22 protein-coding genes are annotated in these 21,600 nt (G+C 70.8%); 11 read left to right on the top strand and 11 right to left on the bottom strand.

Annotation, left to right across the window (positions count from 1 at the left end; all coding sequences use genetic code 11):
- The first annotated feature begins 27 nt into the window (after positions 1-27).
- The gene (locus BCF44_RS42000) at positions 28-1,032 is read left to right on the top strand and encodes a helix-turn-helix transcriptional regulator (protein ID WP_147328837.1); all 1,005 of its coding nucleotides are present in this window, start codon (positions 28-30) and stop codon (positions 1,030-1,032) included.
- 473 nt (positions 1,033-1,505) lie between these two features.
- Positions 1,506-2,204: an alpha/beta fold hydrolase gene (locus BCF44_RS41995; RefSeq protein WP_116180082.1), complete on the top strand. Its 699-nt coding sequence runs from the start codon at positions 1,506-1,508 to the stop codon at positions 2,202-2,204.
- Positions 2,205-2,245: 41 nt separating this feature from the next.
- Here BCF44_RS41995 and BCF44_RS41990 read toward each other — a convergent pair whose 3' ends face one another.
- The 10 genes from BCF44_RS41990 to BCF44_RS41945 are packed head-to-tail and all read right to left on the bottom strand — an operon-like array spanning position 2,246 to position 12,837.
- A complete protein-coding gene (locus tag BCF44_RS41990; RefSeq protein ID WP_246016120.1) occupies positions 2,246-3,199 on the bottom strand; it encodes a 3-oxoacyl-[acyl-carrier-protein] synthase III C-terminal domain-containing protein in 954 nt (317 codons plus the stop codon).
- Positions 3,196-4,692 (bottom strand): AMP-binding protein, encoded by a 1,497-nt coding sequence (locus BCF44_RS41985; protein WP_116180081.1) that lies wholly within the window; start codon positions 4,690-4,692, stop codon positions 3,196-3,198. The genes BCF44_RS41990 and BCF44_RS41985 overlap by 4 nt, the downstream gene beginning before the upstream one ends.
- The gene (gene acpS / locus BCF44_RS41980; protein ID WP_116180080.1) at positions 4,689-5,072 is read right to left on the bottom strand and encodes a holo-ACP synthase; all 384 of its coding nucleotides are present in this window, start codon (positions 5,070-5,072) and stop codon (positions 4,689-4,691) included. Before acpS ends, BCF44_RS41985 begins: the two co-directional genes overlap by 4 nt.
- Entirely contained in the window at positions 5,072-5,800 is a 729-nt protein-coding gene (locus BCF44_RS41975; protein ID WP_116180079.1) for a hypothetical protein, read from the bottom strand. Before BCF44_RS41975 ends, acpS begins: the two co-directional genes overlap by 1 nt.
- Positions 5,793-6,929 carry an acyl-CoA dehydrogenase family protein gene (locus tag BCF44_RS41970; protein WP_116180078.1) on the bottom strand — a complete coding sequence of 379 codons (1,137 nt, stop codon included), beginning with the start codon at positions 6,927-6,929 and terminating at the stop codon, positions 5,793-5,795. The genes BCF44_RS41975 and BCF44_RS41970 overlap by 8 nt, the downstream gene beginning before the upstream one ends.
- Complete coding sequence (locus BCF44_RS41965) at positions 6,929-7,522, bottom strand: acyl-CoA dehydrogenase family protein (RefSeq protein WP_116180077.1); 594 nt, start codon at positions 7,520-7,522, stop codon at positions 6,929-6,931. Before BCF44_RS41965 ends, BCF44_RS41970 begins: the two co-directional genes overlap by 1 nt.
- The gene (locus BCF44_RS41960; protein WP_116180076.1) at positions 7,519-8,460 is read right to left on the bottom strand and encodes a 3-oxoacyl-[acyl-carrier-protein] synthase III C-terminal domain-containing protein; all 942 of its coding nucleotides are present in this window, start codon (positions 8,458-8,460) and stop codon (positions 7,519-7,521) included. The genes BCF44_RS41965 and BCF44_RS41960 overlap by 4 nt, the downstream gene beginning before the upstream one ends.
- 2 nt (positions 8,461-8,462) lie before the next feature.
- The gene (locus tag BCF44_RS41955) at positions 8,463-8,723 is read right to left on the bottom strand and encodes an acyl carrier protein (RefSeq protein ID WP_116180075.1); all 261 of its coding nucleotides are present in this window, start codon (positions 8,721-8,723) and stop codon (positions 8,463-8,465) included.
- The gene (locus BCF44_RS41950; RefSeq protein WP_116180074.1) at positions 8,720-9,994 is read right to left on the bottom strand and encodes a type III PLP-dependent enzyme domain-containing protein; all 1,275 of its coding nucleotides are present in this window, start codon (positions 9,992-9,994) and stop codon (positions 8,720-8,722) included. The genes BCF44_RS41955 and BCF44_RS41950 overlap by 4 nt, the downstream gene beginning before the upstream one ends.
- Positions 9,991-12,837, bottom strand: a complete 2,847-nt coding sequence (locus tag BCF44_RS41945) for a condensation domain-containing protein (protein ID WP_116180073.1) — start codon at positions 12,835-12,837, stop codon at positions 9,991-9,993. The genes BCF44_RS41950 and BCF44_RS41945 overlap by 4 nt, the downstream gene beginning before the upstream one ends.
- A 214-nt stretch (positions 12,838-13,051) precedes the next feature.
- On the opposite strand from BCF44_RS41945, the gene BCF44_RS56080 reads away from it, so the two are divergent.
- The 9 genes from BCF44_RS56080 (at position 13,052) to BCF44_RS41905 (ending at position 20,626) form a co-directional block, all read left to right on the top strand.
- Positions 13,052-13,192, top strand: a complete 141-nt coding sequence (locus BCF44_RS56080; protein ID WP_170218044.1) for a hypothetical protein — start codon at positions 13,052-13,054, stop codon at positions 13,190-13,192.
- Positions 13,193-13,336: 144 nt separating this feature from the next.
- On the top strand, positions 13,337-13,909 hold the full coding sequence (locus tag BCF44_RS41940) for an acyl-CoA dehydrogenase family protein (protein ID WP_116180072.1): 573 nt from the start codon (positions 13,337-13,339) through the stop codon (positions 13,907-13,909).
- On the top strand, positions 13,906-14,985 hold the full coding sequence (locus BCF44_RS41935) for an acyl-CoA dehydrogenase family protein (protein ID WP_116180071.1): 1,080 nt from the start codon (positions 13,906-13,908) through the stop codon (positions 14,983-14,985). Before BCF44_RS41940 ends, BCF44_RS41935 begins: the two co-directional genes overlap by 4 nt.
- The gene (locus BCF44_RS41930) at positions 14,972-15,466 is read left to right on the top strand and encodes a hypothetical protein (protein WP_147328836.1); all 495 of its coding nucleotides are present in this window, start codon (positions 14,972-14,974) and stop codon (positions 15,464-15,466) included. Before BCF44_RS41935 ends, BCF44_RS41930 begins: the two co-directional genes overlap by 14 nt.
- On the top strand, positions 15,463-15,918 hold the full coding sequence (locus BCF44_RS41925) for a GNAT family N-acetyltransferase (protein ID WP_116180069.1): 456 nt from the start codon (positions 15,463-15,465) through the stop codon (positions 15,916-15,918). The genes BCF44_RS41930 and BCF44_RS41925 overlap by 4 nt, the downstream gene beginning before the upstream one ends.
- Positions 15,911-16,360: a hypothetical protein gene (locus tag BCF44_RS41920; protein ID WP_116180068.1), complete on the top strand. Its 450-nt coding sequence runs from the start codon at positions 15,911-15,913 to the stop codon at positions 16,358-16,360. The genes BCF44_RS41925 and BCF44_RS41920 overlap by 8 nt, the downstream gene beginning before the upstream one ends.
- On the top strand, positions 16,357-16,932 hold the full coding sequence (locus BCF44_RS41915; protein WP_246016127.1) for a GNAT family N-acetyltransferase: 576 nt from the start codon (positions 16,357-16,359) through the stop codon (positions 16,930-16,932). The genes BCF44_RS41920 and BCF44_RS41915 overlap by 4 nt, the downstream gene beginning before the upstream one ends.
- The gene (locus BCF44_RS41910) at positions 16,929-19,901 is read left to right on the top strand and encodes a S41 family peptidase (RefSeq protein WP_116180066.1); all 2,973 of its coding nucleotides are present in this window, start codon (positions 16,929-16,931) and stop codon (positions 19,899-19,901) included. The genes BCF44_RS41915 and BCF44_RS41910 overlap by 4 nt, the downstream gene beginning before the upstream one ends.
- The gene (locus BCF44_RS41905) at positions 19,898-20,626 is read left to right on the top strand and encodes a 4'-phosphopantetheinyl transferase family protein (protein ID WP_116180065.1); all 729 of its coding nucleotides are present in this window, start codon (positions 19,898-19,900) and stop codon (positions 20,624-20,626) included. Before BCF44_RS41910 ends, BCF44_RS41905 begins: the two co-directional genes overlap by 4 nt.
- Here the strand turns inward: BCF44_RS41905 and BCF44_RS41900 are convergent.
- Positions 20,607-21,467 (bottom strand): chitosanase, encoded by an 861-nt coding sequence (locus BCF44_RS41900; protein WP_116180064.1) that lies wholly within the window; start codon positions 21,465-21,467, stop codon positions 20,607-20,609. The two genes, BCF44_RS41905 and BCF44_RS41900, sit on opposite strands and share 20 nt — an antisense overlap.
- Positions 21,468-21,600 lie beyond the last annotated feature (133 nt).

Genomic DNA, 21,600 nt, shown 5'->3' with positions numbered 1-21,600 from the left:
CACAAGGACTGCTGGCTGGGAGGCGTCATGTCCGTGGTCACCATCGGGTCACTGCCCACTGTGGACGGTTTGGGCGACGACCGTGAGGCCGAGGTCTACCGCTACGCCGCGCGCCTGGGCGAGATCGCCTCGCCGGAGCGCGCCGCCGCCGACCTCGGGCTGCCCGCCGGCGAGGTGTTCGCCGCCGTCACCCGGCTGGTCGAGCTGCACCTGCTGCGGACCGACGGCCTCACCGGCCGCTACCTGCCGATGGATCCCGAGGTCGCCGCCACGCTGCTGATCTCCCCCATCGAGCGGGCGATGTACCAGCGGCGGGAGCTGGCCGACCGGCTGCGGGACCGGATCGACTCGATCACCCGGCCCGCCGTCGACGTGTCCGAGCCCGTCGGCGCCATCGACAGCCTGGAAGGCGTCGCCGAGATCCGCGGGCTGTTCAAGCTGGCCGCCGAGGTGTGCCGGGACGAGATGGTCGTGCTGCGGCCCGGCCACGAGGACGACGAGTTGCTCGACGACCTGCTCGCGCCGTGCTACTCGGTGCTGGAGCGGTCGGTGTCCGTGCGGGTCGTGTGCCCGCACCGCAGCCGCGCCGGCTTCGCCACCCGCGCCAAGGCCAAGCGCCTGATCGCCGACGGCGCGGAGATCCGCACCCTCGCGCAGGTCCCGCAGGCGGCTGTGGTCTTCGACCGGTCGCTGGCCGTCATGTTCAGCTTCGACGACGACATGCCGGTCGCGCGGCGGGTGCGGGACCGCAACGTGGTGCGGTTCCTGCTGGACATGTTCGGGCAGCTCTGGGACAGCGCCACGCCGTTCGCCGCCGACGACACCGGCTACGCCGACGCCATCGACGACCTCCAGCAGAGCGTCGCCCGCCTGATGGCGCAGGGCCTGACCGACGAGGTGGTGGCCCGCCGCCTTGGCATGTCCGTGCGCACCTGCCGCCGCCACATCGCGGCCCTCCTGGCCAACCTCGACGCCGTCAGCCGCTTCCAAGCCGGCGTCCTGGCCGCCTCCCGCCTCACCATCCCCGCCTGAATCCCGGCGAGTCGCGCGTGAGGTCGCGCCGGTCTGAAGGACCGCAGGCTCAGCTCGATCGAGTCTGTTCATCGATCGAGCTGAGACAAGGGAAGAGACCGGCGCGAGCGACCTCACCCCGCGCGGAACACGCGGCACAAGCACAGACACACCGAGTGTAGGTCTCAGGCAGAAACGAGCCTTGGGTCTCAGTTCGCACGTCCGGTCGGCGAGGCCACAGATCGCGCCAATGTCCACATCGGTCGGGGTTCTGTCCCGATGCGGGGCCGCCACGGGGGCCACACCCCGCATACCGTCTGCCGCATCGCCCGAGCTCAGGGTCGCGTCTCTGCCCGAAACACACATTCGGTGTGCCTGAGAGCGCGACTCGCGGGGGTGAGGTGGGCCGGGTCACATCGTTGGCAACTTGATTGTGCACGATGTAATCGTCTACGGTCCACTTCATCAGCACGACAGACCGAAGGAGACCCGAGATGAGCACCCAGCCGACCGTCGTCCTGGTGCACGGCGCGTTCGCCGACTCGTCCAGCTGGAACGGCGTCGCCGCCGACCTCGCCGGCCGCGGCTTCCACGTCATCGCCGCCGCCAACCCGCTGCGCGGCCTCGGCTCCGACTCCGCCGCCGTCAAGGCCCTGGTGCAGAGCATCGACGGCCCGGTCGTCCTGGCCGGCCACTCCTACGGCGGCGCCGTCATCACCAACGCCGCCGCGGGCGAGCCGAACGTCAAGGCCCTGGTCTACGTCGCCGGCTTCCTCCCCGACGAGGGCGAGTCCGCGCTCGAGCTGACCAACAAGTTCCCCGGCGCCACGCTCGGCGAGACCCTCCAGACGGTCAAGCTCGCCGACGGCAACACCGACTTCTACGTGCGCCAGGAGCTGTTCCGCAACCAGTTCGCCGCCGACGTCCCCGAGGCGCAGGCCGCGCTGATGGCCGTCACCCAGCGCCCCGTCACCGAGGCTGCGCTGACCGAGACCTCCGGCGTCCCGGCCTGGCGGACCGTGCCGGCGTGGTCGCTGATCCCCACCGGCGACAAGAACATCCCGCTGGCCGCGCAGGAGTTCATGGCCCAGCGCGCCGACGCCGAGGTGGTCAAGGTCGCCGACGCCTCGCACGCCGTGCTGGTCTCCCGGCCCGACAAGGTCGCCGACCTCATCGCCGCTGCCGCCCGCTGACGCCGCAGAGGGGCCACCCCGCACCGGGGTGGCCCCTGCCGTCAGTCCTCCTGGACCTCGATGATCATGGCCTGGAAGTACGCGCCCTGGCCGATGGCCACCAGCGCGCAGCGGTCGCCGGGCTGGAGCCGGCCGACGCGGTCCGCGTGCTCCATCGCCATCAACGCGTCGGCGCCGAAGCTGTGCCCGGTCTCGGGCATCAGGTCCAGGCAGATCCGCTCCCGCGGAATCCCCGCCTGGCTGCTGAACGTCCGCCAGAACATCTTGTTGTTCAGGTGCGGCAGCACCCAGTCCAACTCGTCGAGCCGCAGGCCCGCCGACGCCGCCGCCCGCTCCAAGGTCTCCACGACCTGGGCCGAGCAGACCTTGGCGAACAGGGCGTTCTCCTCGGCGGTCATCCGGATGTTCCGATGGAACCGGGCATCCCGCCCGCCGGCCCCGCCCAGGTACCGGTACCGCGAGGACGCCGTCAGCCGCTGCACCATCACGCCGGCGGCGCAGTCGCCACTGACGGTCGTCCCGGCGATGACCCGAGCATCGTCGCCGACGCTGCCCTGGTCGCCCCCGAGCACCAGCACCCGCTCGTCGTCGGACGCCCCGGGCCGGCCCAGATACCGCCGCGCGTACTCCACACACCGCAGCACCGACGCGCAGTTGATGTGCGACAAGCCGTAGAACCGGCTGTCGCCGAGCCCCAGTCGAGCGCGCAGCCGGTCGGGGAACTCCGCGCACAGGTTGGTCTCCGCCATGAGCATGGTGTGCCCGTACAACACGAGCGACGCCGTGCCACCGTCCAAAGCCTTGGAACCGGCGGAAACCAGCACGTCCTCGTACAGCTCACCGGGCGCCAGCGAGGGAATGTCCCGCAGCCCGTACACCTTGGTGAACATCTTGCGTTCCGTCGCGGGCCGGTTGGCGCGCACCATGATGTCCTCGACGGGCTCCATCCAGCTCGGCAGCGACACCGCCACCTTGGACAGGCCCACAGCGGTCACGATTCGCTCCTGGCGGCCAGGATCCGCGCGGTCAGCACGGGCCGGTCGGTCTTGCGGTTGCTGTTCAGCGGGAACTCCGCCAGGTGCTGGTAGTGCAGCGGGATCAGGTAGCGTGGGAAGAACGTGCCCATCTCCTCCATGAGGTCGGCGGCGGCCCGCTCCTCCCCCAGGTAGAACGCGTACAGCTCGCCGTCCAGGGCGATCGCCACCGCGTCGGTCACGCTCCCCAGCCGGCGCAGGCCACTCTCCACTTCGGACAGTTCGACCCGCACGCCGTGGATCTTGACCTGGTGGTCGCGGCGGCCGAGGAAGGCCAGCTCCCCGTTGGGCTGCAACGTCGCCAGGTCGCCGGTGCGGTACCAGCGGCGGCCGTCGTGCTCCAGGAACCGCCCGGCGTCGTCACGGGGATCCAGGTAGCCGGGGAACATCTGCGGACCGGTCACGCACAGCTCGCCCGACGCCGCGCCGACGACCCCCTCCGAGTCGACGAGCACGTGGTCCAGGCCCGGGTGCATGGTGCCGATCAGCACGATGTCGTTGACGCACAGGGACGGCGAGGTCGCCGGGTCCCACTTGTGCACGCTGCACGAGATGGTCAGCTCGGTGGGACCGTAGAGGTTCTCCACCAGCCCGCCGGTCGCGGCCTGCCACTGGGCGGCGTCCTCACGCAGCAGCGGCTCTCCGCAGAACACCGCCATCCGCATGGACGGCATGCATCCCGGCGTCAGCTTTCCCATGCGCCGCACCAAGGAGATGACACTCGGCGACGAACACCAGACGGTGATGCCGTGCTTGCGCACGAACTGCGGCACGGCGGCGAACGCCTGCGGCGGCATGCACACCAGCGTCCCGCCGCTGCCCCAGGCGCTGAAGATGTCGAACATGGCGAGGTCGAACGTCAGCTCGCCGGTCTGCGAGAACACATCGTCCGGGCCGAAGCCGTAGCGGTCGTGCACGAAACGCAGGTAGAACTCGACGTTGCGGTGCCGCACCGGCACGCCCTTGGGCCGCCCGGTGGAGCCGGACGTGAACATGATGTACGCGATGTCGTCCGGCTCGGCCGAGTACGGATGCTCCAGCGGCGGCGCGGCGGTCTCGGTGATCACCGGCCTGCCGCCCAGCTCCAGCACCGGCAGCAGGGGAAGGCCGTTGTCGTCGGCGATCACCGCGTCGACGTCGGCGGCGGCGATCATGCCCTGGGTGCGCTCGGCCGGGAAGTCCGGGTTCAGCGGCACCGCCGCGGCGCCGGCGTAGCCGGCGGCCAGGATGCCGGCGTAGGCCAGCTCGCTGCGGCTGGCCAGCAGGCCGACCCGGCGAGGTCTGGAACCCAGGCGGGCCACCAACTCGCCGGCCAGGGCCAGCGCGTGGTCGTGGATCTGTTGGTACGTGTAGGACTCTCCGGCCACCCGCAGCGCGACCGCCGCCGGGTCCCGGCGCAGACTGCGCAGGAACCAGCCGTGCAGGACGCCTTCGGTGGCGATGCTCGTGGTCATGACGTTCCCTTCCGCACGGCAGCGGCCACCGCGACGACAAGATCGACTTGATGGGTGATGGAGACGGCGATGTCGCCGAGGCCGGCCCGCTCGGCCAACCGCCGGGCCCCGCCGTGCAGGGTCACCTCGGGCGCTCCCCACTCGTCGGAGGTGACCTCGATGTCGCGCCAGCGCAGGCCCTGCCCGAAGCCGCGGCCGAGCAGCTTGCAGGTGGCCTCCTTGACGCAGAACCGGCCGGCCAGCCGCTCGGCGTGCCGCGCCGTGCCGGGCTCCCCCGCCTGCGCCAGCTCGGCCTCGGTGAACACGAGTCGGCGGTAGCGGTGGTGCTCGGCGACCTTGCTGAAGCGGCTCACCGAGAGCAGGTCGACGGCGATCTTCATCAGCCGGCGCCCAGCTCTACGCCGCCGGCGTCGACGGCCTGCGCGAGCAGCCAGCCCTCGCGCAGCGGGCCCTTGGTGTGCAACAGGATCCGGTCGCCGTCGGCGACGTCGCCGGCGGACAGCGCGGCGTGCACGTCCAGCCAGCCGTCGCACGCGCCGGCGCCGGTGAACGTCCACTCGACGTCCGGATACGGGCCCGGGGCGCCCTCGCCGGCGTCCAGCACGCGCAGCGGACCGGGGCCCTGGTGCACGCGCATCGACACGGTGGCGAAGCGGCCGGTGCCGACGCGGGCGTCCGCGAACACGGGCTCGTCGCAGATCAGCACCGTCGCCTCGGCCGGCACCGCCCAGTCCAGCAGCTCGAATCCCACGGTGCCGCCGAGTTCGTCCAGGTGCGTGATGCCGATGTCGTCGCCGCGCCAGCCGAACTTCAGCACCATCCGCGCCAGCAGCGTGACCATCGGGTCGCGCAGCGGGCCGGAGCGGATCAGGAACAGCGGCTGGTCGTCGTCCGGCACGCCGACCGCGGCCAGCGCCAGGTCGCTCAGCTCGGGCCGGTCGGAGTCGGCCGGGTTCACGACGATCAGGTGCTCCAGCGGGATGCCCTCCTGGATCGCCGCCTCCACCCGCTGCTTGGGCAGCAGGTCGTCCGGAAACGCCGTCAGGGGAAGGTAATCCGTGTGCGTGCGCACGGCGACGCACAGCTTGGAGATGCTCAGGTCAGCCATCTGCGTCTCCCGACTGGTAGCCGCGGGCCACGTGCAGCCGCTGGATGTTGCTGGTGCCGTCCATGAACTCGAAGGCCCGCACGTCCCGGGTCCACTTCTCCAGCAGCGGGTGCTCGATCAGGCCGGCCGGGCCGATGGACGTGATCGCCCACTGGGCCGTCTGCTGGGCCATCCGCACCGCGCTCAGCTTGGACGCGCTGGCGAAGTAGCCGCGCTCCGGGTCGGCGTCGAGCTTGGCCGCGGCCTGGAAGATCAGCTGCTTGCCGGCCTCCGCGCGGGCCAGCGCCAGGTCCACGCCGGGGGCGTTCTTCCGGTGCTCGGCAACGTATTCCGTGATGGCCATGGCGGTTCCCACGGCGCTGGCGGAGATCTGGATCCGCATGTTGTTCAACGTCTTGACCGCACCCCAGATGCCACGCCGGGTGACCGGCAGGTGCTCGCCCAGCAGCATGTCCGCCGCCACCGGTACGCCGTCGAACTGGAGCTCGGACAGATACGCGCCGCGCAGGCCGACGGTGTTGAGCCGCTGCGCACTCCAGCCTTCAGACGGCACCTCGACCATCGCCGCGCGGATGGACAGCGCGGACCGGCCGGTACGGGCGAAGACCAGGCCGATGCCGCCGCGGGCACCGTGGCCGATGTACCGCTTGGCGCCGTACATCAGGTAGCCGCCGTTGCCGTCCTTCTCCAGCCGGGTCTGCATGTTCGTGGCGTCGCTGCCGTGCCCCGGCTCGCTCATCGCGAAGAACGTCCAGGTCCGGCCGCCGTGCAGGCGGGTGTAGAACTTCTCCTGCTGCGCCGGGTTGCCCAACAGGCTGACGTAGACGCCGGCCAGCGCCGGGCACGGGCAGGCGAACATGGTGGACATGTCGCCGCGGGCCAGCTCGACCATGCCGACGATGTCCTCCAGCACGGACTTCGCCTTCATCAGCCGGTACCCGCCGGCCACCGACTCGCGATACTCCGGAGGGGTGTTGGAGAGCCGGATCATGGTGTACACCGGCGAGTTGAAGTGCTGCTCCATGTCGTCCGGGTCGGCGTCGATGGGCAGGGCACGGGCGCGCATGTCCTCGACCGCGTCCCGGCAGTCGTCGCGCACGGCCCGCAGCCGCTCGTCGAGCTCGATCATCACGCCGCTCCCTTCCGGTCGATCCAGGTGTTGGCCACCAGCGCCGAGACGTACAGCGCCCGCACCGGGTGGTCGGCGATGTAGCCGGACGCGCCGAACAGCTGCGTCACCTGCCAGCCCAGGTCGTCCAACTTGGTGTGCAGGTCGGCCAGAGCCTCGGGGGACAACGGGTTCGACGCGTACGCCCGCGCCATCTCCAGCTCGGCGGCGACGTCGCCGACGGTGCCGGTGATCAGCTGCTTGCGGATCAGCGGCTCGTCGCCGACCGTCCGCTCCGACAGGTAGGCCACGGCCTCGTCCAGCAGCCGCCGCACGGTGCCGATGCGCACCGCCGCGAGCAGCCGGCCGATCTCGGCGAGCGTGTAGTCCGCGGCCGGCCGCTCGCCCGGGCACGCCAGGAACACGATCTCCTCGCGGTTGGCCAGGCTGTGCGTGCGGACCTCGGCGCCCTCGGGTACATCGGACGCCGGCACGGCGGCGTAGCTTCCGGGTGCGGCGGCGGTGACCTCGGTGCCCGACAGCGCGGCGGCCAGGCCGGCGGCCAGGCCCTCGTCCCGCGCGATCCGCTCGCACTGCTCGAGAACAGTGCTCATGAGTCCTCCTCGACTTCGACGATCGCGGTGTGGAAGTAGGCGCCCTGGGCCACCGAGACCAGGGCGCAGCGGTCACCGGGGCGCAGCCGGCCGGTGCGGTCGGCGTGGTCCAGCGCCATCAGCGCGTCCGCGCCGAAGTTGTGCCCGCACAATGGGATCAGGTCCAGCAGGACCTTCTCCCGCGGAATCCCGGCGCGGCGGCTCACGCTGCCCCAGAACATCCGGTTGGACAGGTGCGGCAGCACCCAGTCCAGCTCGTCCACGGTCATGCCGGCCGACTCGGCGGCCCGGTGCAGGGACCGCACGGTCTCGTCGCAGCAGACCCGGCTGAACTCCTCGGCCTCCCTCGGCGACATCCGCATGTTGCGGTGGAACCGCAGGTCACGGGTGCTGACACCGGTGAGGTAGCGGTAGCGGCACCGGCCCGAGGCGGTGGCCGTGAGGCCGACGACCCCGTCGCCGCCGATGGCGATGCCGGGGATCACCCGCGCCACGTCGTGCACGCTGCCGTGATCACCGCCGAGCACCAGCACCCGCTCCTCGGGGTGCCGGGCCAGGTACCGCCGGGCGAAGTCCAGGCAGCGCAGCACCGACGTGCAGTTCACGTGCGACAGCCCGAAGAACCGGCTGCCGGACAGGCCCAGCCGGGCGCGGACCCGGTCCGGGAACCCGCCGCGCAGCCCGAACTCCTGGGTGAGCATCGTGTGCCCGTAGAGCACCAGCCCCGCCGTGCCGCCGGCAAGCGCCGCCCGGCCGGCCGCCACGAACAGATCCTCCATGCGCTCGTGGTCGGCCAGCGTCGGGCTCTCCCGCAAGCCGTGGATCTTCGCGAACATCTTGCGCTCCATGGCGTCCCGCCCGGCGCGTTGCAGGATGTCCTGAACCGGCTCGGACCGTCCGGGCAGCTGGACGGCCACTGTGGACAGTCCGATCGGCATCGTCAGACCGCGGCCTTGGCGAAGCCGTGCTCGATGTAGTCGGTCAGGCTGCCCACGGTCTGGAACACCTCGGGGCCCAGCTCGTCCGGGTCGATCTCCAGGCCGATGGTGTCCTCCAGCGACATCAGCAGCTCGATCACGCTCGTGGAGTCCAGCGCGAGGTCCTCGAACAGGCGCGAGGTGGGCGACAGCTCGCCGACCTCCTTGTTCAGCACGGCCGACAGGGCGACACGCAGGTGCGCGACGATCTCTTCGCGGTTCATCGGGACTGCCTTTCAGTGGGGTTGACCAGAATCTGCGGCTCCAGCAGGTCCTCGGGCTCGTCACGGCGACGCACCAGGTGCGCCTTGCCGTCGGAGACCAGGACCTCGGCCGGGTAGCCGTGGCTGAGGAACAGGCCGGGCGAGGCCGTCGGCCCGTACGCGCCGGAGTTGAGAATGCCGATCAGGTCGCCGGGCCGGAGCGCCGGCAGCTCGGCGTGCTTGAGCACCGAGTCGTTGGGGGTGCACAACGGGCCGGTGACGTTCCACGGCTCCGCCTCGCCCACGTCCTCGCGGCTGGACAGCAGCGCCGCCGGGAAGTTGCGCTTGACGAACGAGCCGATGCCGACCGCCGCCATGTGGTGGTGCGTGCCGCCGTCGGCGATGGCGAACTTCTCGCCCATCGACTCCTTGACGTACCGCACGCCCATCACGTAGACGCCGGCGCGGCCGGCCAGGAAGCGCCCGGACTCCATGATCAGCCGGGTCTCCGGGTGCGCGCCGACGAACTTGTCCAGCAGCGGGTTGATCTCGGTGGCCACGTCCACGGCGTCGATGTCCTGCTCGCCGTCGAAGTAGGCCACGCCGAGGCCGCCGCCGATGTCCACGGTGTCCAGCCGGATGTTGCACGTCGCGGCGACCCGCTCGGCCAGGTCGAGGATGTAGCGGGTGTTCTTGCCCACCACCTCCGCGTCCAGGATGCGGGTGCCCATGTACACCTGGATGCCGGCCACGTCCGCGTGCAGGTACTTCACGCTCAGGTCGCCGGCGGCCAGCACCTGCGCCTCGTCGATGCCGAACTGGCGGGGCTTGCCGCCCATGGTCAGCCGCGAGCCGCTGATCGCGCAGGTGGGGTTGATGCGCAGCAACACCTTCTGCGACATGCCCCATTGGCCGGCGATCCGCTCGATGTGGTCGAGCTCCGCGAAGGACTCGCAGACGATGGCGTAGACGCCGGTCTCCATGCAGGCGCGCAGCTCCCGCTCGCTCTTGCCGGGGCCGAGGAAGATGATGTCCTCCGGCGGCGTGCCGGCCTGGAGCACGGTGCGCAGCTCCACCAGCGACGAGACCTCGGCGCGGGCCCCGCCGGCGCGCAGCGCGGCGAACACGCTGACGTTCGGGTTCGCCTTGAGCGAGTAGAAGATCTCCAGCTTGGGGTGCAACGCGTTGCGCAGCCCGGCGATCGTGTCGTACAGGACGTCGCCGTCGTAGACGTAGAGTGGCGTGCCGAACTCCTGCGCCAGCTCCTCGTACTCGATGCCCTGGATCTTCATGACTGGTTTCCCACCATTCTCTGGAGACGTGCGTCGGCTTCCTGGCGCAGTTCCAGCGCGGCCTCGGCGGTGTCGGCGACGCAGATCGCATACAAACGACCGTGGAAGCTGCCGTCGGTGGCGGCGGCGTTGAGCGTCGCGTAGTTGTTGACCAGCACGCCGGTGCGGCGGCCCGCGTCCAGCAGCAGCTCGCCGAGCGCCGCCTCGACCTCGCCGAAGGAGTGCACCCGGGACGGCCGCAGCGCGAACTGGGCGGCGATGGCGTGCGCGCCCTCGGGGATGAAGCGCTCCGCGATCCGGCTCTGGTAGGTCGACATGTTGAACCTGGCGTTGATCTCCAGGCACGGGTACAGCGTGCCGTCGGTGGCCAGCATCGCGTCCACGCCGACGAGTCCGAAGAAGCCCTCGGCGTGCAGCGCCCTGCCGATCTTCTCGACGGCGTCCTGGAGCTCGGCGGCGGCGACCGGCGGCAGCTCCACCGGGAAGCGGTGGCCCTGGTGCACACCGTCGGAGAGCACGGCCGCCTTGACGGTCTCGAACCGCACGTTTCCGGTGCGGGACACCACGAACTGGTAGTTGAGGTCCTGGGCGTGCTCGATCCACGTCTCGACGACGAGGTTGGCCGGCGCGTCCGGGCCACGGCGCTCGATCAGCCGCAGCAGCCGGTTGGCGGCCTGCTCGTCGGCGACGACGACCATGCCGCGCCCCGACACGCCGAGGGATTCCTTCACGACGACCCGCCCGCCCTCGGCGAGCAGCTCGGTCAGCACCGGCCGGAGCTCGCCGACCGTGCGCACGATCCGGCCCGGAACCTCCCGGATGCCGACGGCTTCCACCAGCTGGCGGCTGAAGATCTTGCCGTTGACCGCCTTGCAGGTCTGCGCCGTGGTGCCGGCCAGCGGCAGCCCGGTCTCCTTGGCCAGTTCCTCCTCGGCCGCGGAGATGCCCAGCGGCATCAGGTAGGTACGGCCGTCGGCCAGCTTGCGCAACTCGTCCAGCAGCGCCGGGGAGTTGAGCGCGTCCTCGGTGACCATCAGCTCGGGGCTGCTGTTCTCGGCGGCGAGCGTGGTGCCGGCGGCCGCGCCGAGGCGGGCGAGGTAGGCGGCGAACTCGTCGTCCATCGCGGCCTTGAGCACGACCACGTCGCCGGTGTCGGCCAGCAGCGCGCCCATCTCCTCCATGCGGTTCACGGTCGCGCCGGCGAACGCGATGCCGGCGCCGGGCAGCTTCGGCTCGCCGACCGCCCAGCTCCGCTCCACCTCGAAGTTGTTCACGAACACGAAGCGGGCGTGTTCGTCGCCGGTCAGGTCCTTCTTCAGTCGTTCGACGAAATTCATCGCTCTCCTCAGTTCGTCGGCGATCGTCCGCAGGGGCCGCGCGCTGGCGAGGTGGCCGAGCGACACGTCGTCCCATCCCTTGTCCCGCAACGCCTGCGCCACCCGCGGCAGCAGCAGCGCGCGGCCCCCGGCCGCCAGGTAGCTGACTTGGGGGTCGACCTGCCCGAGGCCGTTGACCTCGGCAACGGCCTCGAGCAGAGCCCGTTCCGCCCCCGGGTCGGGACGGGCGAGTTCCTTCGTGGCCACGCGTCCGCCCGCCGGAGCGGAGAAGACCGGCTCCCCGCCGGACCGGAGCACGTCCGCGTAGCCACGAAGGAAGCGCTCCACGTCGTCGCGGCTCATCACGTCGGCCGTCGCCTGCAACGCCAGGGTCGTGCCGTCGCACCACTCGTAGACGCGGAAGTAGGTGTCGCCGCCGGACTTGGCCCAGCTGACCGGTTCCGCGTTCCACACGAACCGATCGCGCCTGGTGCGGCAGGATCTCGGCGCGTAGTTGAGGAAGTTCAGCTCCGACTCCACGCGCGGCTCGCCGGCCGCGGCCACGAGCTCGACCACCAGGTCGTAGGGCACGTGCGCGTACGCCATCGCTTCCTCGACGCGGGCCGCGGCCTGCTTCAGGACCTCCGCGAAGCTGCCGGCGGTGTCGATGGTGACCAGCGTCGGATACGAGGCGCAGCCCAGGACCTGCTCGTAGCCGCTGGATTCCCGCTGGCTGGTGTACATCCGGAAGGCGATCCGCCGCTCGCCCGTGAAGGCGGCCATGGTGATCGCGTAGGTGGCGAGGTGCACCGCCGACGGCCAGACCTTGTGCTCACTGGCGATCACCCGCGCGGTGGCGAGCAGTTCCGGCACCGTGAAGGAGGCGGCGAAGGAGCCCTTGGCGCCGGTGCGGCGGTTCGCGTAGATGTCCTGGGGCAGCTCGGCGGCCGTGCGGCGCCAGTGGTCCAGGGCCTTGTCCGGGGAGAGCGTCGCCTCGTGCCGGGCGAGATCGACCGGTTGGTACACGACCGGCGGCAGCTGGATCGGGCGGCGCGCGATCCGCGCGGCCAGCACCGTGTCCAGCTCGCCGAGCAGCGTGCCGAGGCTGACGTCGTCCAGCGACAGGTGGTTGAAGACGAGGTGCAGCCGGCGCACGGTGTCGCCGGCGGCGATCACGCAGGCGCGGAACGGCCATTCCGTGGTGATGTCGAACGGTTCCTCGGTCAGCCGCTTGATCAGCTCCGCCGGCTTGTCGTCGACGCCGACCACGTGCAGCGGCGGCTCCGCCGGCGGCTGCACCTCCTGCTGCGGCCAGGGCCGCGCCAGCAGGTTGTATACCGTACGCAGGATCTCGTGCCGCCGGACCAGGTAGGTCAGCGCGGACCGCACGTTCGCGACGGTGGCGCCGGCCGGCACCGGGTGGTTGATCGCGATGTGCATGTCGAGCCGGGCATCGGCCGGCGTCTGGAGGTAGTGCAGCACGTGGTGCCGCTGCCCCCAGCACAGGTCCGCGCTCTTCGCGACCATCGTGACCTCCGAAACCGTTCGTGCGAGTAGCCAGATAGTGACCCCGAAAAAGCCGCCGCGGCAGTGTTCGACGGTGTCATGTTGTTTCCGGGAAATAGCTGTCAGCACGAGCCGTTGACACCGGCCGGGTCGACAGGCGAATCTTTTGGCACCCCCGGCGGAGCAGCACCGAGGCGAAGCCGGGAAATCAATTCACACCACCAAGGAATGAGGCGTGAGCACGATGCCGAACACCAAGGCCGCGGTCAAGCAGTCCGTCAAGCAGAGCGTGAAGCAGTCCGTCAAGCAGTCGGTCAAGCAGAGCGTGAAGCAGTCGGTCAAGCAGTCCGTGAAGCAGAGCGTGAAGCAGTCGTGATACACGGCGGTGCGGCGGGTGAGACTCCCGCTCGTCGCACCGCCGATCTCATTTCTTCCCAATTGGGAAATAGCACAGTTCCCGGGGGAATGCGCCGAGTTGCAACCGGCGCATTCCCCCGAATACTTCCGTCGGGAGGATCCGATGCGGCACACCATCGCGGAATGCGAACGGGCCGGCCACGAGCACGGCCTTTCCGTCGGGCTGGCCATGGCCCTGGCCGGCGCGGAGACGGCGCAGGCGCCGGGCCGCGTCGCGGCGTGGCCGACATCCGGCATCCCCTCGGGCGCGACCGTGGTCCGCGAGGAGCGGGGCGTCAGTTTCGTCCGCACCGAGGCCGGCCCGGCCGATCCGGAGATCGCCGCACGGCTGGCGGCGGTCCGCCTCGGGCTGACCCGGCGGCTCGCCGAGCGGGTCGTCGAGCACCTGTCCGCGCGCAAGGTCGGCGGCGAGCCGACCATCGGCAAGCAGCTCGTGCAGGGCGCCCTTGCCGACGCGCACGTCGCGACCGAGGCGGCCCGGCGCACCCTGACCGTCGCCGGCGACTGCCCCGAGGCCGTCGCCGACGTGCACCACTGTCTGACCACAGTGGACTGGGAGCTGGCCAAGCTGTTGGGGGCCAGCGGTTTCGTCAGTGTCGATTCATCTGGGACAGGCGCCATGTTCGAGGTTCACCTGTCCCGGCTCACCGCCCACTGCTGGATCGGTGCCGCATGAACACTGTGGACGAACTTCAGGGCCTGTCGGCGGAACTGGCGACGTCGCTGCGCCCGCACGCGCTGGCGGTCGACGCCGGCGAGGTGCCGGAGATCCCGGCGCTCGACATCATCCGCGACATCGCCACCCCACCCGACTTTCGAACCTCTGACCTGCCCAAATGCGCCCAGCTGTACACGGAGACGTGCCTCGCGCGGACGGCCGCCAACATCGAGCTCTCACGCGGCGACGCCGGCGTGCTGAACATCTGCCGCGCCCCGTCGCTCGCCGGCCTGGCCGTCGACGCCCTCGGCAGCGCCGAGCAGCAGGAGGCGTTCTACCGCGTGCTGGCCGACGAGCGCCCGTGGACGTTCTTCGGCATGACCGAGCCGTCGGTCGGCAGCGACGCCACCGCCATGCAGACGCGCCTGGACAAGGACTTCCGCCTGCACGGCGGCAAGCGCTACGTCGCCAACGCCGAACGCGGCGGCATCGGCGTGGTGTTCGCGCGCACGGGTCCCACTCCCCTGTCGATCCGCGCGGTGATCGTCCGCAACCCGAGCCCCGGCTACAGCGGCCGCGCGCTGACGATGTTCGGCCTGCGCGGGGCCGCCCTCGGCGAGATGACCTTCGACGGCATCGAGATCCCCCGCACCTGCCTGCTGGGGGCGCACCTGCCGGCGTCGCGGCGCGGGCTCTGGGGAGCGGCCAGGACTTTCAACATCATGCGGCTGCAGATCGGCGCCCAGGCGCTCGGCGTGGCACTGGCCATCGCCGACTACGTGCACCAGCTCCGTCCACAGTGGAAGCCGCTGATGGCGACGAGACTCGAAGCGGCAAGGGAACTGCTGCTCGACTGCGCCCACGACGTCGACAACAACCCGGACGACCGGCGCGCCCCGTCGATCGGCAAGCTGCACGCCACCCACCTCGCCGTGGAGACCGCGCGCTGGGCCGAGGCGGCACTGACGCCCGGCGGGCTGCTGGAGCACCCGCTGCTGGAGAAGTGGTGCCGGGACGTGCACGCGTTCGAGTTCATGGACGGCACCAGCAACATCCAACGCCTCACCATCGGGACGGGCCATGACGACAACTGAGACGCCACGCTGGTCGAGCCGGCCGTACTCGGACGCCGACCGCGACGCCGTGCTGGCCCTCTACACCGAGCCGGACTTCTACTTCCGCACCGGCGACCCGGACACCCGCCCGGAGTGGGAGATCCTGGAGCTGATCGACGAGGACACGCACGTGCTGCTCGCCGACGGCGAGGTGGTCGGCCTGTACGCCGTCGAGTCCGAGGCCAACAACGCCTGCCACTACAGCATGCAGCTGCGCCTGCGCGCGTCCGCGCCGCCGGCGTGGTGGCAGTCGGCGTTCGGCGAGCTGTTGCGTGCCAACACATGGCGGCGCGAGGTCGTGCGATTGGCGCTGCGCTTCGACGAGTTCGACTACCGCGGCCTGGCCTTCGCACGCTCCGCCGGCCTGCGCGAGGAGGGAACGTTGGGCGCGGTGACGGTGCACGAGGGCCGCCGCCACGGATACGTGTCGTTCGCCCGAATCTGGGAGCCGATCTCATGAGACTGCGTGGATACCGGGGCAGCGACGCTGATCTGCTCGCCGGCCCGTGGCTGCCCGGCGAGCTGCTCGGGCTGCCGTTGGCCGACTGGCCGCCGCTGGCCGCGCCGACCACCGTGCCGCCCCCGGCCGACCCCGGCCAGGAGCTGTGCATCGCGCCGGGGCTGGGCTTCGTCCGGTACACCGAGCTGGACTGGGTGCACCGCCGGGCGCGGGTCGAGATCGGCCTGCACGGTGTCGACGGGCTGGACGTGCTGCTGAAGACCGTGGTGGCGCACGGGTTCCTCACCCTGAACCTGAGCCGGATCCACGGCTGGGTGACGCCGCTGGTGGATCCACCGATCGGTCTACTGGCCGACGTCGGCTTCCAGCGGGAAGCGGTGCTGCCGGAGGCCACGTGGCTGGACGGGCGGCCGATTGACCGCGAGATCTGGGGAGTTGTGCGCAATGACTGAGATTCTGAGCCTCCAGCGCCTCGACACCGACATGGCGATCGCCGAATTGAAGTCCTGTGGTGGTGCCGCCCGCGGCTTCCTCGGCCTCGATCCCGTCACCCAGAACGACTCCCTGCTCGCCGCCGAGTTGAAGTCCCTGCAGGCGCAGCTGTTCAGCGCTGGCGAGACGGTGGTCGGCTTCGCCCCCAACACCGACCAGCCGCGCCAGGCGTACGTCGCCAGCACCTCGGCGGACCCGGAGCCGCTGCGGGCGCTGCTGGAGTTCCTGACGACGTACCAGCGCTGCACCACCTTCGTGGCGATGGTGCCCGACGGCGTGGAGAACTGCTTCGCGGACTGCGGCTTCGAGCAGGTGGGCGTGCTGCCAAGGCACCGCTGGCAGAACTACGATTGGCAGGACGTCCTGGTCTACGTGGGGAGGGCGGACTCGTGCCGTTCATGACGGTCCGGCACTTCACCGAGGCGGACATCCCGGTCCGCACGGAGTTGCTGCGGGAGAACAAGTACCAGACCAACCTGAACGACTTCGCGATGTCGGCGGCCGACCTCGAGCTGGCCGACGGCATGCGGCGGACGATCGAGTCCGGCCACCACGTCAAGCGGCTGTTCACCATGTGCGGCTCGAAGGGCCAGGTGGTCGGCTTCTCGTGGATCACCTCCATCGACTGGCGCAGCCAGACCTGCGAGCTGTCGTTCGCGGTGCTTCCCCGCTACCGCAGCGGTTTCGGCTTCAAGGCGGTCGAGGCGGCGCACGAGTACCTGCGCGAGCAGCTGCACATGGACGTGATCATCAACCAGGTGCTGTCGCACAACACGATGATGCTGTCCGCGGCCGAGCTGGACGCGCACGCGCAGATCCGCGCGGAGTACGACTCCTACACCGTCGGCCAGTGGCGCACGGCCTGCTACTGGACGGTGACGCGAGACGACGTGCGCGGCCGCAAGCAGCGTGAACAGGCGCGCCGGCAGGAGATCGCCGACCGGGTCCGAGCGGGAGTGCAGGGCCTGTCGTGACCGGATACCTGCGGTTCCCGACCATCGCCGGCGACACCGTCGTCTTCACCTGCGAGGACGATCTGTGGTCGGTGCCGGCAGGCGGCGGAAGCGCGCGGCGGCTGACCGCCGGCGTGTCGGAGGCCAGTCGGCCCCGGCTGTCGCCGGACGGGTCGATGGTGGCGTTCGTCGGCTCTGACGACGGGCCGTCCGAGCTGTACGTGATGCCGGTTGCCGGCGGCACCGCACGGCGTCTGACGTACCAGGCGACGCGGTGCGTGACGGTCGGCTGGCACCCCACCACCGGCGAGATCGTCTACGCCTCCGCCGCCGAGCAGCCCGCCGGCTTCGGCTTCCGGCTGTTCGCGGTGTCGCCGTCCGGCGGACTCCCCCGGCTGCTGCGCCCGGGCCGGGCCGACGTCGTCTCCTTCGCCTCGGACGGCCGGGTGGTGATCGGCCTGAACACCGCCGATCCCGCGCGGTGGAAGCACTATCGCGGCGGCCTGGCCGGCGAGCTGTACACGGCGTCCACTGTGGATGGAGACCTGACGAAGCTGCTGTCGCTGCCGGGGAACCTGGCCAGCCCGTGCTGGGTAGGTGACCGGATCTTCTTCATCAGCGACCACGAGGGCACCGGCAACGTGTACTCGTGCCAGCCCGACGGCACCGACCTGCACCGGCACACCGACCACCGCGAGTACTACGCCCGCAACCTCACGACCGACGGCCGCCGCCTGGTGCACCACGCCGGCGCGAGGCTTTTCATGCTGGACACGGAGATCCCGGTGTCGGTCGCGGGCTCGCGGTCGCAGTGCGCCCGCCGAATCGTGCCGGCGGCGGACCACCTCGACGACGCCCGCCTCAGCCCGGACGGCAAGTCCGTGGCGATCAGCGTACGCGGCAAGGCGTTCACCATGGCCCCGTGGACCGGCCCGGTCCGCCAGCACGGCGCGGCCGACGGCATCCGCTATCGGCTGCTGGACTGGCTTTCCGACGGCCGTCTCGTCGCGGTCGCCGGAGACACCGGCCCGGACGAGCGGCTCGTCGTCCTGGACGCCGATGACGCGCCGATCGCCGGCACCGTCACGGAGCTCGCCGCCGCGCCCGCCGGCGGCTGGGTCGCCTTTGCCACCAACCGTCAGCAGCTCTGGGCCGTCGACACCACCTCGACGCCCCTGCGCCCCCGGCTCCTCGACTCCTCGCCGCACGAGCGGATCGAGGATCTCGCCTGGTCCCCGGACGGCCGGTGGCTGGCGTACACGCTCCCCACCGCGCCGCGAACATCGGCGATCAAGGTTGCGGATCCCTTGCGCGGCAGCACCTTCGCGGTCACCGAGCCGGTGCTGCGGGACTCGAAGCCGGCCTTCGACCCGAACGGCCGGTACCTGTACTTCGTCGGGCAGCGGGACCTGGTCGTCGATCACGACCAGGTGCAGTTCGACTTCGGCTTCCCCTACGCCGGCCGGCCCTACCTGGTCACGCTCGACGCCGACGAGCCGCCGCCGTTCGAGCACCGGACCCCGGAACCCCTGGCCCGGGTGGAGATCGACTTCGACGGCATCGAGCGGCGCGTGCTGCCGTTTCCCGTGCCGGAGGGCCGGTACGCGGCGATCGTCGGCCTGCCCGGCAAGGTGTTGCTGCACTCCGTGCCGCTGGCCGCCCCCGACGTCACCCAGCCCGACGCGGAGCCGGACGGCATCGCCACGCTGGTCGACCTCGTCACCGGCGAGGTCGACCAGGACGTGCTCAGCCCCGTCGACGAGCTGTGCACCGATGCCCGCGGCGAAACCCTGCTCTACCGCCACGACGGCACGCTGCGGCTGCTGAAGTCCGAGGACATCGACGAGGACGAGCCCAAGAAGCTCGACCTGTCCCGGGTCAAGGTGTCCGTGCGGCCGGAATCCGAGTGGCGGCAGATGTTCCGGGAGACGTGGCGGCTCCAGCGCGAGGGTTTCTGGGACGCCGGCATGAACGGCGTGGACTGGGAGATCATGCACGACCGGTATGCCGCGCTGCTGGACCGCGTGGCCACGCGGGCGGAGCTGTCTGACCTGTTGTGGGAGTTGCAGGCCGAGCTCGGCACATCGCACACGTACGAGAACGGCGGCGAGTACCGCCAGGTCCCCTACCACGGCCAGGGTTTCCTCGGCGTGGACTGGGAACCCGGTTGGCGCATCGGCAACATCCTGCGCGGCGACCCGTGGAATCCACGCGCCACCTCGCCGTGCAACCGACTGGGCGCGGACATTCGACCGGGCGACCGGGTCACCGCCGTCAACGGCCAGCCGATGTCCGGCGAACTCCTTGTCGGGCAGGCGAATCGTGACGTCGAGCTGACCCTCGTCCGCGACGGCGCCGAGCGCAAGGTCACGGTGACCGCCCTGGCCAGCGAGTCCGCCGCCCGCTACCGGGACTGGGTCGACGGAAACCGTGCCCTGGTCCGGGAACTGTCCGGCGGCCGGCTCGGCTACGTGCACGTGCCGGACATGAACGCCGCCGGCTACGCCGAGTTCACCAGGGGCTTCCTCACCGAGCTGGACCGCGAGGGGCTGATCGTGGACGTCCGGTTCAACGGCGGCGGCCAGATCGCCCCGATGCTGCTGGATCGCCTGGCGCGCAGGCGTTTCGGCGCCGAGACCGGCCGCTGGGCCGTGTCGACGGCGTACCCGCCGGAGGCGCCGAACGGCCCGATGGCACTGCTGGTCAACGAGCACACCGGTTCCAACGCCGAGATCTTCGCGCAGGGCTTCCGCACCCTCCGGCTGGGCCCGATCGTCGGCCGGCGGACGTGGGGCGGGGTCATCGCGACCTGGCCCCGGCACGGGCTGGTGGACGGCAGCGTCACCACGCAGCCCGAGTTCCGGTACGTGCTGGACGGCCAGGTGCTGGAGAACCGTGGTGTGACACCGGACATCACCGTCGACGACGAGGACCGCCAGCTCACCGCAGCCGTGGCGGCGCTCGCCCCGATCCCCCAGCTGACGCCGTGAACCCGGGCGAGGTCGAGGTCTGGCTGGTGCCGGTGCGTCCCCGCGCCGGCTGGCTGGCCATGCTGGACGACGAGGAACGGCAGCGGGCCGCCAAGCTCGCCAGCACCCCCGCCGGCGACACCTTCGTCACGTCCCGGGCCACGCAGCGGCTGGTCGGCGCGCACTACCTGGGGATTCCGCCCAGCGACATCGTCACCGACCGCACCTGCAACCACTGCGACACCGGTGCGCGGCACGGGCGGCCCCGCTTCCGCACAGCGACGATCGACGGGGGCGCCATCGACTACTCGGTCTCCCACACCGAGCACTGGGTGATCATGGCTGTCACCGGCAGTGGGCTCGTCGGCGTCGACATCGAGGACCTGCGCGCCGCCCCCGATCCGGACGGCCTCGCCCGCGCCTGCCTCACCGCCGACGAGCGCCAGCACTTCGACGCCCTGCCAACGTCGGAGCGGGCGTCGTGGCTGGTGTCGGCGTGGACACGCAAGGAGGCCGCCATGAAACTCACCGGACTCGGCCTGCGCGCCCCGCCCAAGCGGCTCGAAGTCAGCGGCCCCGTCGTCGCCACCGCCGTGCCGCGGTGGCCGTCGGCCGCGGTCCACCTGTACGACATCGATGCCCCCGAGGGGCATCTCGCCGCGTTGGCGACCACCGTGCCGCTGCTGACGGTTCGCGCCGCCAGCCTCGACGAACTGGAGGCGCCGCTCAGTCGTGCGGGTTGCTGATCGTGATGCCGAAGTCGGCGGCGATGGTCAGCGGCGTGGTCAGGTCCAGATTGCCGTCGTCGGCCAGCTTCTGGAGCGCGGTCGTGCGGTCGACCGCCTGCGGCCAGTCCGCCTGCCGCCCCGGCGTGCACGGGTTCTTCATGTGCTTGGCGCGGACCTGGTTGAACGCCTTGAGCCAGGTCTTCTCGTCGACGCCGGACGCCGGTGTGCCGCCGGCCGCGGTGGTGGTCTCCCTGACCAGCTTGGGCAGACCGTCGCAGTCGGTCTCGCCCGGCCCCATCATCAGCGCGGTGTCGAAGAAGTTCTCGATGCCCAGATTGGTCTTGACGCCGGCCTGGTCGGCCTGCGCGAGCGCGGGCGTCAGGTAGGTGTCGTGGCCGACCTTGAGCTGGGTCTGCACGAACACCGGGTCGGCGGCCGCCTTCTTCCAGTCGGACGGAAAGGCGGCGCCGAGCGCCGTCACGTCGTCGCTGCTGGTGTCGGCCAGTTTCTGGAGGGTCGCGGTGTACTTCGCCAGCACGTTGTCGGGCTCGGCGGCGTTGTACTGCTTGACCAGGTCGAGCATGTCGCCGGACTGGGTGCAGAACCCGATCCAGCCGGCCGTGAAGCCGCAGCCGTCCTGATCGTTCTCGATGTTGGCGTACTGCGGCGAGCTCGCGCCCTGTTCGAATACGGCGGTGATGTCGTCCATCGTGGCCACGGTCTTCGGGTCGAGGGTGGTCGCGTGCGCGGTGCTGGCGTGCGAGTCCGTCGCGGTGAGCAGGCCGGGCGCGGTGATCGCGACGCCGGCGACGGCGGCCAGTCCGACGCCCAGCAGGACCCGGATCGTGCGTTTCTCCACCCTTGCCTCCAGCGCCGTAATCGTAAGGAAGGTTTCCTATCTGCCGGAGGACTACGCCGTACGACCGCCGATGGTTCACGGTGGTGAACTGACTGAACCCGACGGTCGGCCCTGGTCAGTGGGGCTCGCGCGG

It is taken from the genome of Kutzneria buriramensis, assembly GCF_003387475.1.
In the GTDB taxonomy this organism is placed as follows: Bacteria; Actinomycetota; Actinomycetes; order Mycobacteriales; family Pseudonocardiaceae; genus Kutzneria; species Kutzneria buriramensis.
The sequence above is the reverse complement of the archived record's forward strand: the minus strand, read 5'-3'. Positions and strand labels throughout refer to the sequence as shown.